16 protein-coding genes and 1 pseudogene are annotated in these 15,609 nt (G+C 61.7%); 11 read left to right on the top strand and 6 right to left on the bottom strand.

Translation table 11 applies throughout. The features are described 5' to 3' along the window. Nucleotides 1–63: 63 nt before the first annotated feature. From AAGT95_RS03450 to AAGT95_RS03430, 5 genes are all read right to left on the bottom strand, one after another. A complete protein-coding gene (locus AAGT95_RS03450; RefSeq protein WP_035476223.1) occupies nucleotides 64–567 on the bottom strand; it encodes a cupredoxin domain-containing protein in 504 nt (167 codons plus the stop codon). A 100-nt stretch (nucleotides 568–667) separates the two neighbouring features. Next, entirely contained in the window at nucleotides 668–1,123 is a 456-nt protein-coding gene (locus AAGT95_RS03445) for a DUF411 domain-containing protein (RefSeq protein WP_081919659.1), read from the bottom strand. A 96-nt stretch (nucleotides 1,124–1,219) separates the two neighbouring features. Beyond that, nucleotides 1,220–2,527: a sensor histidine kinase gene (locus AAGT95_RS03440; protein WP_143543288.1), complete on the bottom strand. Its 1,308-nt coding sequence runs from the start codon at nucleotides 2,525–2,527 to the stop codon at nucleotides 1,220–1,222. Further along, nucleotides 2,514–3,179, bottom strand: a complete 666-nt coding sequence (locus AAGT95_RS03435) for a response regulator (protein WP_035476217.1) — start codon at nucleotides 3,177–3,179, stop codon at nucleotides 2,514–2,516. The genes AAGT95_RS03440 and AAGT95_RS03435 overlap by 14 nt, the downstream gene beginning before the upstream one ends. 110 nt (nucleotides 3,180–3,289) lie before the next feature. Then, nucleotides 3,290–3,844 (bottom strand): phosphatidylglycerophosphatase A family protein, encoded by a 555-nt coding sequence (locus AAGT95_RS03430; protein ID WP_087719878.1) that lies wholly within the window; start codon nucleotides 3,842–3,844, stop codon nucleotides 3,290–3,292. A gap of 49 nt (nucleotides 3,845–3,893) precedes the next feature. Between AAGT95_RS03430 and AAGT95_RS03425 the strand changes: the two genes are divergently transcribed. Together AAGT95_RS03425 and AAGT95_RS03420 are read left to right on the top strand one after the other, a co-directional pair. Continuing rightward, on the top strand, nucleotides 3,894–4,265 hold the full coding sequence (locus AAGT95_RS03425; protein ID WP_256961300.1) for a PadR family transcriptional regulator: 372 nt from the start codon (nucleotides 3,894–3,896) through the stop codon (nucleotides 4,263–4,265). 23 nt (nucleotides 4,266–4,288) lie between these two features. After that, a pseudogene (locus AAGT95_RS03420) lies at nucleotides 4,289–4,414 on the top strand (chromate transporter); the annotation flags it as partial. A gap of 7 nt (nucleotides 4,415–4,421) precedes the next feature. Here the strand turns inward: AAGT95_RS03420 and AAGT95_RS03415 are convergent. After that, a protein-coding gene (locus AAGT95_RS03415) for an IS3 family transposase (RefSeq protein ID WP_342595547.1) occupies nucleotides 4,422–5,584 on the bottom strand; the annotation gives its coding sequence in 2 pieces (ribosomal slippage) (nucleotides 4,422–5,329 and nucleotides 5,329–5,584; 1,164 coding nt in all). A 297-nt stretch (nucleotides 5,585–5,881) separates the two neighbouring features. On the opposite strand from AAGT95_RS03415, the gene AAGT95_RS03410 reads away from it, so the two are divergent. The 9 genes from AAGT95_RS03410 to egtB all read left to right on the top strand — a co-directional run bounded on the left by AAGT95_RS03410 (nucleotide 5,882) and on the right by egtB (nucleotide 15,579). After that, entirely contained in the window at nucleotides 5,882–6,229 is a 348-nt protein-coding gene (locus tag AAGT95_RS03410) for an NADH-quinone oxidoreductase subunit A (RefSeq protein WP_342595555.1), read from the top strand. Beyond that, nucleotides 6,220–7,530: a hypothetical protein gene (locus tag AAGT95_RS03405; RefSeq protein ID WP_342595554.1), complete on the top strand. Its 1,311-nt coding sequence runs from the start codon at nucleotides 6,220–6,222 to the stop codon at nucleotides 7,528–7,530. Before AAGT95_RS03410 ends, AAGT95_RS03405 begins: the two co-directional genes overlap by 10 nt. After that, nucleotides 7,523–8,446, top strand: a complete 924-nt coding sequence (locus tag AAGT95_RS03400) for an NADH-quinone oxidoreductase subunit H (protein ID WP_303854795.1) — start codon at nucleotides 7,523–7,525, stop codon at nucleotides 8,444–8,446. Before AAGT95_RS03405 ends, AAGT95_RS03400 begins: the two co-directional genes overlap by 8 nt. Then, entirely contained in the window at nucleotides 8,446–9,081 is a 636-nt protein-coding gene (locus tag AAGT95_RS03395; protein ID WP_342595553.1) for an NADH-quinone oxidoreductase subunit J, read from the top strand. Before AAGT95_RS03400 ends, AAGT95_RS03395 begins: the two co-directional genes overlap by 1 nt. A gap of 27 nt (nucleotides 9,082–9,108) precedes the next feature. Continuing rightward, nucleotides 9,109–9,414, top strand: coding sequence for an NADH-quinone oxidoreductase subunit NuoK (gene nuoK, locus AAGT95_RS03390; RefSeq protein WP_087719884.1), 306 nt, complete (start codon nucleotides 9,109–9,111; stop codon nucleotides 9,412–9,414). After that, on the top strand, nucleotides 9,414–11,300 hold the full coding sequence (locus AAGT95_RS03385; RefSeq protein ID WP_342595552.1) for an NADH-quinone oxidoreductase subunit L: 1,887 nt from the start codon (nucleotides 9,414–9,416) through the stop codon (nucleotides 11,298–11,300). Before nuoK ends, AAGT95_RS03385 begins: the two co-directional genes overlap by 1 nt. A gap of 26 nt (nucleotides 11,301–11,326) precedes the next feature. Continuing rightward, nucleotides 11,327–12,784 (top strand): NADH-quinone oxidoreductase subunit M, encoded by a 1,458-nt coding sequence (locus AAGT95_RS03380; RefSeq protein ID WP_342595551.1) that lies wholly within the window; start codon nucleotides 11,327–11,329, stop codon nucleotides 12,782–12,784. Continuing rightward, entirely contained in the window at nucleotides 12,784–14,193 is a 1,410-nt protein-coding gene (locus AAGT95_RS03375) for an NADH-quinone oxidoreductase subunit N (RefSeq protein ID WP_071232068.1), read from the top strand. Before AAGT95_RS03380 ends, AAGT95_RS03375 begins: the two co-directional genes overlap by 1 nt. Before the next feature lie 63 nt (nucleotides 14,194–14,256). Then, nucleotides 14,257–15,579 carry an ergothioneine biosynthesis protein EgtB gene (gene egtB / locus AAGT95_RS03370; protein WP_342595550.1) on the top strand — a complete coding sequence of 441 codons (1,323 nt, stop codon included), beginning with the start codon at nucleotides 14,257–14,259 and terminating at the stop codon, nucleotides 15,577–15,579. Nucleotides 15,580–15,609: the final 30 nt, after the last annotated feature.

Below are 15,609 nucleotides of genomic sequence, written 5' to 3'. Positions count from 1 at the left end.
GGATTTCATTCCCCAACGTGCGTGAGATCACCTAAGAGCGCGTGCGGTGCGCATGACCAAGGTTCAAGCGTTCGAATTCAAGGTGACGGTTCCTTTCATCCCGGCTTCGTAATGACCGGGAAGGAAGCACGCGTACTCGATGACGTCGCCCTGCTCGGGTGCGGTCCAGATCAGTGTCTCGGTCTCGCCCGGCGCTATGGTGACGGCTGCGCTTTGGGTCTCACCGTGATCCATCATGCCGTTGTGATGATCGCCCATCATCTTATCGCTGCCTTCAGCGCCGTGATGGTCTCCGCCCTGTTGCATCATTTCTCGATGCATCTGCTGCATGCGGCCGCTGCCGATAGAAAATTCGTGGGGAATCATGGATACGTTTTCGATCCGAAAACGTACCGTCTTACCGGGTTCAATCTGCAGTTTGTCGGCGTCGAACCACATGCTTCCGGCCTGAATATCGATAGTTCGGCTGGGCGCGGGCTCACTTTGGTGTGACTGACCGTGGCCGGTATCTGCCAAGGCTGAGGCGCTGACGGCAGTCAAGGTGAAAAGCAAAAACAGGAATTTCATCAAAAAGCTCCGCTGTTATGAGAAAGGATATTTAAAAATGATGTTTTCGCCCGCTGATCGAGGCCGGCGGATACCAAAACCAGATTGCCGGGTGCCAGAATCAACCTGCCGATATCGGCAGGGTCATGAACACTTGAGTTTCGTTATCGTCGAACTGATGCACGTTCAAGGCCCGAGCCTGATCGCCGGGCATCCCCGGTGTGCCAGCCGGCATGCCGGGCAGGGCTATACCGCGAACGCTTGGACGTTCGGCAAAAAGCCGATCGAGCGCTGCGCCGGGGACATGGCCCTCGACAACGTAGCCCCCCATCTCGAGGGTGTGGCAGCTCCCGAGTCCATGAGGAAGGTCAAGGCGTTCTTTGATTTCGCCGAGGTTGGTGGTTTCCACGACTTTGACATCGACACCACGTTCCTTCAGATAATCGCCGTAAGCGGCACAGCAACCGCAGGAAGGGCTTTTATAAAGTGTCGCCTGGTCGGGCAGTGAAGCGTGGGCCACTTGGGCACCCAGCATGAATGTTGCGGATAACAACAATGCGATGTTTCTGCTTGGCATGACGAATCTCCGGAGCGTTCATGAGCCTTCGCCAACAGTAAACGTGGGTAAGCTGAAAAGAGGCTGAATGGATCCGCCAAAACGAGAAAAGTATCTTCACGGTGCCGAGCCAGGGTGTAACGTGATTTCGACCCGCAGCCCGCCCAGTCGTGAACGGCCATAGGTCACACGACCGCCGTAGCGTTCGGTGAGCTGTGACAGAATGGAGAGCCCCAGGCCGTGGCCACGATGTTGTTCATCAAGCCTGACGCCTCGCTGGCCCAGGCGCTCGAGCATGATATCCGGAACCCCCGGGCCATCATCCTCGAGCCTTAGGCAACAGGGCTTGGGAAGTAGCGTAAGCTCGACGCGTTGGCGCGCCCATTTACCGGCATTGTCGAGCACGATACCGAGCATCTCCATGCCGTCCTGACGCTCCAGCGGTATCCGGAAATCGACGACGGCGGTGTCATCGAGAACGAAGATGCGATCGGGGTAGAGGGTACGAAACATTTCCAGCATGGAAATGACTTCTGCCATGCCGGTATGTTGCTGTCCTGTAGACTGGCCGGCGATACGCGAATGGCGTAGTTCGCTCTCCAGTTTTTCATCGATGTCGTCGAGACGAGCCAGAATCTGCTTACGACGTTGATCATCCAGGGCTCGTTTTGAGCGAAGGGCTTGCATGACCGCCGTTAGTGGCGTCCTGATCGCGTGAGAAAGGTTGGCCAGTGACTCCCGCGAGCGCTGCTGACGACGTTCATGTTCGTCGAGAAGGGTATTGAGTTGAGCGATGGGGGCTTTCAGCTCGGAGACGGTTTTGATGTCCAGGCGGCGGCGCTCGCCGCGTTGCAGCTCGATGAGCTGGCGCGATAGCCGACCGAACGGGCGTAAAGCATGATTGACCGCGAACAGGTTGAGCAGTATCAACAGCAACAGCAGCACCATGGCCGCTGCACCGATCCACCAGTGAAGGCGTGTCAGTCCTCGCTCGATGCCGGCGAAGTCTTCGCCGACCGTCAATGTGGCGGGTTCGCCGGCAAGCATCAATCCGGTTCGCCACAGCAGCAGTCGATGATCGCGCCACTGCAAGAGTTGCGCGCCTTCTGTATCCCCGGTCGGCAATGTCTCGAGCGCATCGTGAGTCGCGTAGACACGGCCGTTGGTCCGCAACTGATAGAAGTGGTGAAAGGTTTCGGCGGGGCTGGAATCAGGTGGCAGCGACAGGGCACTCGGGCCCTCGAGGCGCAATCGGCGCACGACCAGTTCGGATTCCTGCTGTAAGCGATCGGCGAGAAAATTCCGTGCCAACTGGTCCAGCAGCAGTCCGTGCAGTACCCAGGTACTCCCGACGACGATCAGCGCCGCAATGCCCAGGCTACCCAGCAACCGGAGGCGTAGGCTTCGCCGGCTAAACCGAGACAAGCATGTACCCCTCACCACGGCGCGTCACGATGCGCTCACGTCCGAGCCGATGACGTAGTCTGCCGATATAGACCTCGACGAGATTGGGAGCCGCAGCATCCTGCTCGAGCGCGTAGAGTTGTTCGAGCAAGTGTCGCTTGGAGTGAACGCGATCAGGGTGGCGCATCAGGTAGCGCAGAAGCCGAAATTCGGTGGAGGTGAGTGTTTGCCACTCCTGGTGATCCAGACTGAACTGCTGGCGTGCCTCATCGAGCCGAAGATTGTTGATCTCCAGAAGGGAGGAAAAATGACTACCTCGACGACGCAACAAGGCCTCCAGGCGCGCCAGCAACTCTTCCTCATGATAAGGCTTGGTGAGGTAGTCGTCGGCGCCGGCGCGAAGCCCTTCGACCTTATCCATCCAGCTATCTCTTGCGGTCAGAATCAGTATCGGCACAGACCACTTAGCGTCCCGCCAGTCGGAGAGGAGACTCAGCCCGGAGCCGTCCGGCAAACCAAGGTCCAGAATGACCAGCGTGTACTCCTCGCTAGCCGAGAGCGCAGACGCCGATCGGCTACTAGGTGAAATGTCGGTGCGGTAGCCAGCATCATCCAGAAGCTCTGCCAAACTTTCCGCCAACAGCTCATCATCTTCTACCAGTAATATTCTCATGGCTCATCGAGAGACTGAATCTGTTTGCCGAAGATACAGCCGGTTCCTGAATGGTTCCTGAAAATCCGGAAGGCGCCGGATATCGTGATTTATCCCAATTCGGTGTTCATTCAACTGACGCCTCCCCGAAGCCACATCTCAGGCATTTCGATCGACCGTTTTTTGCGTGACGGTGGCAGGATCATCGCTTCACCTGGAATGCCACGGTGCCACAGGGTAAGCCCCACAAAGAGCACAATACATGCAAAGAATGCCGCCATAACGTCATCCAGCACGATACCCAAGCCGCCACCGATGGCTTCGCTATAGCCAATGGGCAATAGCTTAGTGACATCGAACAGCCGATATAACACGAACGCCACTTCCATCGTCCAGGCACGGCGCGCCACCGTGATTCCGAGCATGGCGATCGGAAACGCCAGGTACTCATCGGCGACGATCTGGGAGAGATCTCCGCCGCCGAGCCAGATTGAAGCCCAATGACAAATTGGCACTGCCGTGACCAGCAGTACCGACAGAATGACAACCCGGCGTTGCGGCGAGTGATGTGTCAGCCACCAGGCCAACGGCACACCGATCAGCGACCCGATTGTCCCCGGTGCCCAGGATATCCATCCCAGGCCAAAGCCGGTCGCTACCAGCAAGACCGCATTCTCTATCAACATCTGTCTAATCCATGAGAGGAGGGGGTTGGCTTGCGATCAGGAGCAAGACTTGCTAAAACGAAAGTCGATATCGATCTTCGTTTTCGGTAGACCGGAAGTCAATACAATGAAGCATCATCACTTGCTCGTGGGCCTGGTCAGACTACACGTCCTTCACCATGCCGCCGAGCATGAAATCAACGGACAATGGATGATCGATGAGCTGGCGCGTCACGGCTATCGACTGAGCCCCGGCACTCTTTATCCCATGCTGCACTCGATGGAGAACAGGGGATACCTGATCTCCCGCGAAGCGCATCAGGGTAGCGTTCGCCGTAAGTTCTATCGCGCGACCGATCTAGGTCGAGAAGGGCTTGAAACGGCCAAACGCCAGCTGAGAGAGCTGACCGGCGAGGCCTTAAAAGACGACAGTCCCTTGTAAGAGAGCCATGGCAAGGAGCCCGGATGGAGAATCAGACACCACGCCCTGCCGGACTTATTAGAGAGGTCTTCGCGGCCTTTCTGTTGCTGGGCTTGACTTCCTTTGGTGGTCCCATCGCTCACCTGGGTTACTTTCGCAGCGAGTTCGTTGTAGTGGTCAACTAATTCCGGACAGTGAATTGAGTGTTGCTTCCGCTCGTGCGGGCGACATGCCGCCGTTGTACTGATGGGGTCGCTGTCGGTTGTAGCGCTCCATCAGATAGAAGCTGATATCTCGTAAAGCCTCTTGTGCTGACAGATAGCCGATCGCGGGCATCCACTCGCTCTTGTAGCTGCGGAACAGCCGCTCCATCGGTGCGTTATCCCAGCAGTTTCCACGACGGCTCATGCTCTGTTGTATCCGGTAGCGCCACAGTCGCTGACGGAAGACTCGGCTCGCATATTGACCGCCCTGATCTGAATGGAACAGCAGCCCCGGCGGCCTGCCTCGCTGCTCGAAGGCCCTGTCCAGCGCATTGATGACCAGGGCCGCGTCGGGGCGATTAGATAATGCCCATCCGACGACGCGTCGTGCATACAGATCCAGCACGACGGCCAGATAGTGCCAACGGTTCTGTACCCACACGTAGGTGATATCGCCACACCACACCTGATTGGGCGCGGTGACAGTAAACTGACGGTTCAGGCGGTTGGGAATATCGGGTCGCTCGACCGTCGCCCGTCGGTAGGCCGGTGGTCGCGGCTGTTGGCATATCAGATCCATCTCCTGCATCAGACGTCGGACCTTGAATCGTCCCACGTCGGCCCCGGATTCCCGCATCTGCATCATGATCGTTCGGCTACCCGCGGAACGCCGGCTCTGGTTGAACAGCTCTCTAACGGTTGCGCGCAACGTCAACCGCTCGATATCGACGCGAGATCGGCGAAGGCGATGTTCGTAATAGCTCGAACGTGCAATGCCAAAGGCGCTACAGACCATATTCACAGGCGCCTGCTCACTCAACTGGTCTATCAGCGCGTACGATCGAGATCGTCCGACATCAAGAGAGCGGTAGCCTTTTTTAGTATCGCTTTCTCCCGCTCCAGCCGGTTGATGCGGCTCTCGAGTTCCTGGATTCGCTGCTGCTCGGGCCTCAGCGCTTTTGACTTTGGCGTGACACCACCGCGCTCTGCCCGGAGCTGATCTATCCAGCGTCTCAGAGGCGTTTCGCCGACATCGACGGCGCGAGCGGCTTGAGCCACGGAGTAGCCCTGGTCAAGTACGAGCCCAGCGGCTTCCCGCTTGAACTCGGTGGAGAATGAACGACGTTTTCTGGCCATGGATCACCTCTACTTTGGTGGCGACGATACCACCTAAATGGGTGTCCGGTTTTAGTGAACCACTACAAACTTCCGCATGACCCGATGCCGCTGGCTGCGTGACGGCCGACTCTGCCTCGCACCTTGGCTATTGTTAACCTACTTTATCCAGGGAGCTAAATGAGGACGCTTATTCAGTTTGCGTTCAGGTCAGCCGCCTACCCTTCGATAAAGGGCTGGTTATCAGCGAAGGGACTGAAACCTGCGGTCATTGTCTCTGGCCCGGGTTCGTTTGAATCAGCGACGCGAGGGATTCGCATGGAGCTGTTCGCTCTTCTCATCATTCTGGTCGTGGTACTGGGCGCCGGGCTGCTGGTGCAGTGGCTGCCCATGCGTCACCAGCCTCGGCCCAGCTGGTCCCAGCGCGTGCCGTTTCTGGGCGGGGGGACGCCCGACAGTCACGCCTGGAGCCGCTACCACATTCGCTACTACTCCATGACGCTGCTGTTGATCGCCTTCGAGATGGAGATGATGTTCATGTACCCGTGGGCGGTCGTGTTCGTCGAGACGGGCATGAAGGCCATGATGGAGATGGGCATGTTTCTCGCCATCCTGTCGGTGGGCATCGTCTATGCCTGGCGTGAGGGGGTGTTCAAGTGGCAGTGAACTGGCTGCACAAACTCGCCTCACGTGGCAGCGTTCCCGTGTTTCCCGTGTTGGGCAAGCAGGGTGATGGCGCGCTGCGGCATCTCGCGCTTTCTCCGCAAATCGAACTGGTCGACTCGCCGCGCCACGCCAGTGTGTTGCTGGTGGCGGGGGAGATTCCGGCCGACCGTTTCGAGCCCCTGCGTCGGGTGCATGACCAATTGCCATACCCTTTCACGACGCTGTGGTTTCGCAGCGAACCCTGGCCTCATCTGGAACGCGTGGCCCGTATCGACGATCTCGACGACCTTCCCGGCGCACTGGTCACGGCGCATCGCGAATTGATGGAAGGTCGCCGCGACAGTGCCCATCGTCTCCTGCCGGATAAGCCGCCCAATCCCTGGGAAGGCGAAGGCGATTTTGGCCAAGGCGGTGAAGGCATGATGGGCGGGGTGCCCTACGGGCGACCCATGGCCATGAACATGGAAGATGACATTCGCGATGGGTTGACGCTGGATTCACTGACGTTCCGGCTGGGGCCGTTCTTTTTCGCGCTTCCGCCCGGCATGGCGGCGGAGATTACCCTGCAGGGGGATCTCGTGCAGACATGGCAAACGCAGTTGACGCCGTACCCACAACCTCTCGACGAGGCGTTTTTCGACGCTCGCGAGCGCCCCGTCCCCATTGCGGAGGTCGAGCTTGCCCGGGGCCGCCATCATCTGCACCGGCTATTTCATGCGTTACACCTGGCGGGTCTGGAGGGCGCGAGCCTGCGGACCTTGCGTCTGGCGCATGGATTGTCGACGTCGAGTACCCTCGATGGGTTGCGGCGCGCCCTATCACGTAGCGGCTTCTTTCGTCTGACGGCGGGCGGCGGCGTGCTCGGCCCCGAGCAGGCGCGCATGATCGGTGGGCCCGCCGCTCGAGCTGCCGGAATGGCTGATGATCTGCGCTCGGAGGATGCCGGCTATCGACGGCTGGGGTTCTCTCCCGTCTGCCAGGCCGAAGGCGATACCCATGCTCGCTGGCGGCAGCTTCTGGACGAAATCGACCAATCCCTACATCTGGCCCGTCTGGCCGAACGCGACAGGGTACACACGGAGCGGACAGGCAGCATCGAGACACCGCGGGGCCCCTGGTCGGCGCGGCGGCCGGCGGATGCGAGTGCGCTCTTCGACGAGCTGTTACCGGGACTGGAGTGGGGCGATGCCCTGGCGGCGGTCGCCAGTCTGGATGTCGCGGGGTTGACCGATCAACCTGTAGGCACACGGCCATCCGGAGAGTCCCGGGCGGCAGAGGGAGGCACCGGAAGCGATGTTTAGTGAGCTATTTCTGCCGGTTCTCATGGTGATCTTCATGCTGGTTATCGGCGGTTATGCCGTCGCCGTGCTCGATCGCCTGGTTGCCAGTGCGCTTGGCACTCCTCAGGCCGGGCGTGTCTGGCTGGCGCCGATGTCACGCGGCGCCTGGTTGCTGACCCAGCACGCCAATGCCACCGAAGCGCCGGATTGGCGGGCCTGGCGGCTGGCACCGGCCCTGTATCTGGCGTTGGCGGCGAGCGGGCTGGCGGTGGTGCCATGGTCGGCCTCGCTGGTCGCCACGGACCTGGTCACCAGCGTGGTGCTGTGGGGCAGCGTGGAAGCCCTGGCGACCGTCGTCATCTTCTTGCATGGCTGGTCGGCGAATTCGTTACTGGCGTTGATCGGCGGGTACCGCTATGTGGCGCTGGGGCTCTCCTACATCCTGATCAGCATGTTCGTGCTGATCGGTGTGGCATTGCCGGCCGAATCGCTGCAGTTCACCCAGGTGGTGGCTTCGCAGGAAGGGCTGTGGAATGTCATTCGCCAGCCACTGGGGCTACCGCTGTTTCTCATCGTCGGCCTGGGCATGACCTTCTGGGGGCCGCTGAACCTGGCCGATTCGACGGACCTGGCCGGCGGCACGGCCTCGGAGATCTCGGGGCCGCCAAGGCTGGTCTGGGACATGGCCCGGGCGGCCATGCTGGTCGCGTTCAGCGGCGTGGCAGCGACTGCCTTCCTGGGGGGCTGGCTGGGGCCCTGGCTGCCCGGCCCGTTATGGATGTCCCTCAAGATGTTGGCGGTACTGATCGTGCTGCTGTTGCTCGGGCGGTTACTGCCGCGACTGGCGCCGGAGCGCTGCGTCACCTTGATGTGGGTCGTGTTGCTGCCGCTGTCGTTCATCGACCTGGTGTGGGCCGGGATAGGAGCGCTGTTGTGATGGAGAGCATGAATCACGGCATCGGTGTCGATATCGCGTTTGTGTTGCTGGCCACGCTGGCGGTGGTTACCGGGTGGCGCGTGTTTCGCACCGACTCGATGGTACGGGCCTCCTTTTTCCTGCTGGTGTCGTTCATCGCCGTGGGCGTGATCATGATCCTGTTGGCGGCGGAATACCTGGGCGTCGCCATGTTCTTCATGATGGCCGTGGAAATGACGGTCATGGCGCTGTTCATGGTCATGTTCATGATGAACCCGGCCGGCCTGAATCCCATGAACATGGTTCACCAGGAACGTATCGCCATCGGGGCAGGCATCGCCGGTTTCCTGGTACTGGGCGCCATGGCTCTGTTGGCGACCTTTCCCGACCAGCCGGTGCCGGCAAGCCTCGATCCCGTCAGGTCACTGGGCAACGAAATGCTCGGTGACTCGATGCTGATTTTCGAATCGGCGGGTCTCGTGCTGCTGACCACCATGATCGGCGTGGTGGTGCTGTCGAGCCATCGCGGGCGCTATGGCGCGGCGGCGGAGGGCTCGATGCCGCCGGGGCTGGAACCGGGCGGCGACCCGGCAGGCAAGCCCGAGGAGGACGAAGAGGGCGAGGGTGGGCATCACCATCATCACCATCACCACTGAGCGGGACAGACAGGCAGGGAGGCTTGCATGACACTCACCACACTTTTGCTATTGGCAGCGGCACTGATCGGTATCGGGATCTATGGTGCGCTTTCCCAGCAGTCGTTCGTGATGCTGATGATGGGACTGGAGCTGATCCTCAACGGGGTCATGCTGGCGGCGGTGGCGTTCTGGGCCTTCAGCGGGGCCGGGGCGCCGGAAGGGCAATTGCTGACGATCATCGTCATGGCGGTGATGGCCATCGAGATGGCGATGGGATTTGCCCTGGTGGTCGCGGTCTTCCGCGGTAAGCAGGCCGACGTGACCGAATCGCTGACCGGGCTGAAGCACTGATGCTGTGGTTCGTTCCTCTCTTGCCCTTGCTGGCTGCCCCTGTCATCTATGGGCTCGGCAAGCGTTGGCTGGGCGACGACAGGGGCCGTGCCGCGCTGGCGCTGGCGGGGGTGGCGATTACGGTCGCTACCTTGCTGCTCGCGAGCGTTGCGGTCACGGCGGACTGGGGCGGCACCTATCGCTGGAGTTCCCTGATCGTCCTGTCGATCGGGATGACGCCCGCGAGCGCCGTGTTCGCCATCGTCGTGCCACTGATCGCCGCGCCGATCATCGTCTACAGCGCCTACCATGAAGCATCGTCTGTCAGTGACGGGGGGACGGCGCGCTCGCCCGTCGGATTGGTGGCGCTGCTGACGGCGTTCGTCGGGGCGATGGAGCTGCTCGTCCTGGCCGAGGATTTCGTCACCCTGCTGATCGCGTGGGAACTGGTCGGGGCATGTTCGTGGGCGTTGATCGCCCATGAGTGGCAGAAGACTGGCAACCTGAGGGATGCCGCCTGGGCGTTCCTGGTGACTCGCTTCGGGGATCTGGGGCTGTACATCGCCGCGGCGGCAGCGTTCGCCGGCACGGGGTCGTTTGCCTTTGCAGACCTGGCCCAACTCGATGGGTGGCGGCTGGACGTGTTCGTTGCCGGCGTCGTGCTGGCCGCCGCCGCGAAATCCGCCCAGGTGCCGTTCTCTCCCTGGCTGTTTGCCGCCATGTCCGGGCCGACACCGGTGTCGGCATTGCTCCATGCGGCGACCATGGTCGCGGCGGGGATCTACCTGGTGATTCGGCTGCATGCGGAACTATCCGCCGTCGCCTGGTTTGCGCCGGTCGCCATCACGCTCGGAATGGCCACCGCCCTGGCAGGGGGGGTCGTGGCCTGTCTTCAGGACCATGCCAAGAAGCTGCTGGCCGCCTCTACATCGGCCCAGTATGGCCTAATGTGGCTGGCGGCAGGAGCGGGCTTTCCCGGTGTCGCCCTGGTGCACTTCGTCACACATGCGTTCACGAAAGCGGCCCTGTTTCTGGCGGCCGGCATCGCCGAACGCCATGTCGGCAGCTATTCGCTTAATGCGATGCGCCTGGGCCGCCTGCTTCCGGGCGTCGCGGCAGCCGCCATGGTGGCCAGCCTGGCACTGGCGGGGGTCGTTCCGCTGAGTGCGGCGTGGAGCAAGGAGAAGATCGTCACGGCCGCCGGCCATCAGGCGTCCTGGCTGGCCGTGATTGCCGCCGTGGCGGGAGGCCTCAGTGCGCTATACGCCACACGCTTTCAACTGCTGGCGTTCGGGCGGGGGCGGCAGGACCGTACGAGTACCGCTTCCTCCCGGTCCGGGCACTCCCGGGCGGAGGCCATCTCGCTCTACCTGCTGGCGGCAGGCACGCTGGCGCTATCGCTACTCTGGTGGCCCGGTGTCGGAAATAGCCTTGCTGATTTGCTGTCTGTGCACTTCCCCAAGACCAAGCTATGGGAACTGATCGTATCGCTACTGCTGGTGGCGCTGGGTGTGGGCCTCGGCGCCTGGGCGGTGCGTCGTGAGGTGTCGAGCCAGCAGAGCGAAAAGCGTTCCGATATGGCGGACTGGCTGGGCCTGCCCACGTTGACGGCGCGAGGTGCGGATGCCGTGATGATGTTCAGCCATGGCCTGGCACGCTTCGACGATCGCGCCGTGGATGCCGGGATCCGTGGCAGTGCCCGCTTCGGTGTGTGGCTGGCCAGGCTGGGAGAGCGGCGTGGCGAAGGCGCGTTCGATGGCGCCACAAGCCAGCTCGCGAAGGGTGTCGACTGGGCGGGGCAAGTGGCACGTCGGGCGCACACCGGGCAGATGCATCACTACTACACCGGTATCGCGGCAGGACTCGCCGCGATCCTGATCATTCTGAGCATAGGAGCGCTCCTTTGATTTTGACTGCAGCCTTGGGGCTTCCCATGCTGGGGGCCCTCGTACTCGCCGTTTCAAACCGTTGGACCGAGGTCACGGCTCGTCGATTTGCCATTGCGGTCTCGGTGTTGCCGGTGCTGTTGCTGGCTTGGGCGTGGCGACAGTTCGATCCGCAAGGTGCGCTATTCCAGTTCGTCGAGGAGGTACCCTGGGTACCCAGCCTGGGCATGGGCTACAGGTTGGGCGTGGATGGCATTGCGTTGGCTGTCGCGACGATGAGCTCCCTGGTTTTCTCGGCGAGTATCGCCTACCCCGTGGACACGAAGCATCAGCCTCGCCAGTACTACGCCTGGATGCTCTTCCTGCAGTCCGTGTCACTGGGTGTCTTCCTGGCGCTGGATCTGCTGCTCTTCTATGTCTTCTTCGATCTGAGCCTGGTGGGGATGTTCTTCCTGATCGGCCGCTGGGGGCATGGCCAGGCGCAGCTCGCCGCGTTCAAGTTCTTTCTATACACCTTCTTTGGCTCGCTATTGCTGCTGCTGGCGATCATCGGGCTTTACCTGTCGGTCGAACCGCATACCTTCGACATGCGTGTGCTTATCGAACAGCAGCCACTGGCCGGTACCGGGCTCTACGCCGGGCTGGTATTTCTGGCACTGATGCTGGGCTTTGCGATCAAGACGCCGATGGTGCCCGTGCATACCTGGCTGCCGCAGGCACACGTCGATGCACCGGGGCCGGTCTCGGCGATTCTCGCCGGGGTGCTGCTCAAGATGGGCACCTACGGGATCATCCGCATTCCGTTCGCCATGATGGCGGAGACGTTCGCTCGCTATGCCCTGTTCATCGCCGTGCTCGCCGTCGTTTCGATACTCTACGGCGCCCTGGTCGCGCTCGCACAGCGTAATCTCAAGCGGCGCATCGCCTACACCTCGATCAACCACATGGGCTACACGGTACTGGGGATCGCCGTAGCCGCCGCGGTGCTAAGCGATGACACTGTCGCCCGGCAAATAGCGCTGACCGGGGCAACGGTACAAATGGTCGCGCATGGTCTGATCACTGGCACGCTATTCCTGATCTGTGGCTCATTCTGGCAGCGCACCGAGGAGTACGACCTGGACAGCTACGGTGGATTGCTTCGTCAGGCTCCGTGGTTGACAGCTTTCGCCGTGCTCGCATCGTTTGCCAGTCTGGGCCTGCCTGGCCTGGCCGGCTTCGTGGCGGAATTCCATATCTTTGTCGGCACCTTTGGTGTCTATCCGTGGCTCGCCGTCATCGGCGTGCTGGGCATCCTGGTGACGGCAGCATTGTTCCTGCAGATGCTGCAGAAGGTGTTCTTCGGGGCGATGCCGGAGCGCTGGGCGCAGTTCGAGGATCTGCGTCCCCTCGAGTGGGGCGTGCTCGCGGTGTTGTCGGCAGGCTTCGTGATCATCGGCGTGGCGCCGGCGTTTCTGCTGACACTGGTCGAGGCATCGGCGACGCTGTTGATGGGAGGCCACTGATGCCTATCGGTGACGTATTGCCGGAAATCAGCCTGACGCTGGGAGCGGTGGCGATCGTCCTGTTCGCCAGCTTCGTCCGTCAGCGGCAGCAGCACTGGGCAGCTGTGCTGGCCCTGCTCGCTATCGGTCTCGGTGCAGGGCTGACCTTCGCGCAATGGGGCGGGACGCCGCGGCTGACGTTTTCCGGTGTCTGGGCCCTGGATGGCGTGGCGCTCGCCAGCAAACTGGTCGTGCTGGTGGCCGGTGCGCTGGTCGTCGCGATGTCGCCTGAATGGATGCGGACCGATCGACGCCATGGCGAGTACTACGCGCTGGTGCTGTTCGCCCTGCTGGGCGTGATCATGATGGCATCGGCCAGCGATACCATGGAGTTGGTGTTGGGCGTGCTGTTGTCCTCGGTGGCGAGTTACCCGCTGGCCGCCTACCACCGTGGCTGGGCGCCCGCGCTGGAAGCCGGGATGAAGTATTTCCTGATCGGCGCCTTGACCAATACGTTGCTGACGATCGGAGTGGTGGTGCTGTTCGGCCTGACCGGCAATACCGGGTATCCGGACATTACCCAGGCGCTGGCCACGAACAGCGACCGCCTGGCGCTGACCATCGCCACGGCCTGCGTCGTGCTGGGTCTGACCTTCAAGCTGGCGGCGTTTCCGGCCCATGCCTGGATGCCGGACGTGGCGCAGGGTTCCCCGGTACCGGCGGCGGCCTTTCTGACCGTCATCCCCAAGATCGGCGCCGCGGTAGCGCTGGCCCGCTTTGTTTCCTTGCTGCCACCGGATGTAGTCTGGCGGGCGATCGTGGCATCGATCTCCGTCGCCACCATGACGCTGGGCAACGTGGCGGCATTGCGACAGACGGATGTGCGCCGTCTGCTGGGCTGGTCATCGGTTTCCCAGTCCGGGTATGCCCTGATGGCCATCGTGATGATGGGCATCAGCGATCAGGCCCTGCCGGCACTGGTGTTCTTCCTGGCAACCTATGCCACGGCCAACCTGGCTGCCTTCGCCGTGGTCACGCACCTGCGGGGACGTACCGCACTGGACGATTACCGGGGGCTGGCCCGACACGCACCGATCGCGGCAACGATACTGATCGTGTCGCTGTTATCCCTGGTGGGTATCCCGCCGCTGGTCGGCTTCTTCGGCAAACTGATGCTGTTTCGCGTCACGATCGAGGGCGGTTACGCCTGGCTGGCGCTCGTGGCGGTGATCAATACGGTCATCTCGCTGTTCTATTACCTGCGCATCGTCGCGCCGATGATGTTCGGCAGTAACCATTCCGCCGTGCATGTGCTGTCGGGCCAGTGGGCTCGATTCACAATGATCGTGTCTGGCGTGCTGCTGATCGTCGGAGGGCTTGGCGCAGAAGTACTCTCATTATTTACAGGCTCGATACGCTTTGCACTATAGGCCCCGGCGGGCCTAGCCTGCCGGATCCACATCAATGGAGTGATACTGAGAAAGGAGTCGTCCATGTCACCTGCTCAAGGTTTGGCAATCGAAACGCCAGACAACCTGCACGCCAAGGAATGGCTGCGCGCGTACCAGCGGATCCGTGCCGCCACCGAGGCCATCTGTGCGCCTCTGCACAAGGAAGACTACATGGTGCAGAGCATGCCGGATGTCAGCCCGCCGAAATGGCACATCGCCCATGTCAGCTGGTTCTTTGAAGCCTTCATCCTGAAACCGTTTCATCCCGCCTACCAGACCCTCGACCCCGCGTACGATCACCTCTTCAACTCCTATTACGTGACCCATGGCACGCCGTTCCCCCGGCCCGAACGCGGCATGATCTCGCGGCCGACCGTGGACGATGTCTATCGCTATCGCGCTCACGTCGACCGGGCCATGGAAGCGCTGCTCAGCGATCCACCGCAGGAACATCTCCAGGAGATTCTCCGGCGTCTCGAGCTGGGCCTGCCACACGAACAGCAGCATCAGGAGCTGCTGCTGATGGATATCAAGCACATCCTGGCCCAGAACCCCTTGTGCCCGGTCTACCGGGACGACCTGGCGCCGACGCCTGCGCATGACGTCGCTGCGCTCGGCTGGCATGCCTACCCGGCCGGCGTCCGGTACATCGGCCATGACGACACCGAGGAGGGTTTTGCCTATGACAACGAGATGGGGCGCCACCGCCAGTTCGTCGAGGCTTTTCAGATCGCCGAGCGTCCGGTGACCAATGGCGAGTTTCTCGCGTTCATGCAGGCGGGAGGGTACGACACACCTGACTATTGGCTATCGGATGGCTGGGCGACGGTCAAGGCAGAAGGCTGGCAGGCGCCGCTCTACTGGGTCGAGCGCGACGGCGTCTGGCATCACTACACCCTGGGCGGCCTGGTACCGGTCGACATGAATGCGCCGGTCTGCCATGTCAGCTTCTTTGAGGCCGATGCCTATGCACAGTGGGCCGGCGCCCGCCTGCCCACCGAGGCCGAGTGGGAGACGGTGGCCCATGATGCCGCCATTCGGGGCAACGTCGGGCAGGGAAACTTCGTCGAGCAGGACCATCTGCAGCCGGTAGCTGCCGCCGCGACCACCGGCGCGCCGAGCCAGATGTTCGGCGATGTCTGGGAGTGGACCGGCAGCGCCTATCGCCCCTATCCGGGGTTTCGCAAGTTGCCGGGCAGCCTGGGGGAATACAACGGCAAGTTCATGTCCGGCCAGATGGTGTTGCGGGGTGGCTGCTGCGCGACGCCGGCCGATCACATTCGTGCCACCTATCGCAACTTCTTCCCGCCACATGCCCGTTGGGCGTTTTCCGGTTTCCGTCTTGCCAAGGAAGCCTCTTATTAACGCCGTATTGCCCAGCGGAATAGTCAATCA

It is taken from the genome of Salinicola lusitanus (assembly GCF_038648475.1).
GTDB lineage: Bacteria > Pseudomonadota > Gammaproteobacteria > Pseudomonadales > Halomonadaceae > Salinicola > Salinicola lusitanus.
The sequence above is the reverse complement of the archived record's forward strand: the minus strand, read 5'-3'. Positions and strand labels throughout refer to the sequence as shown.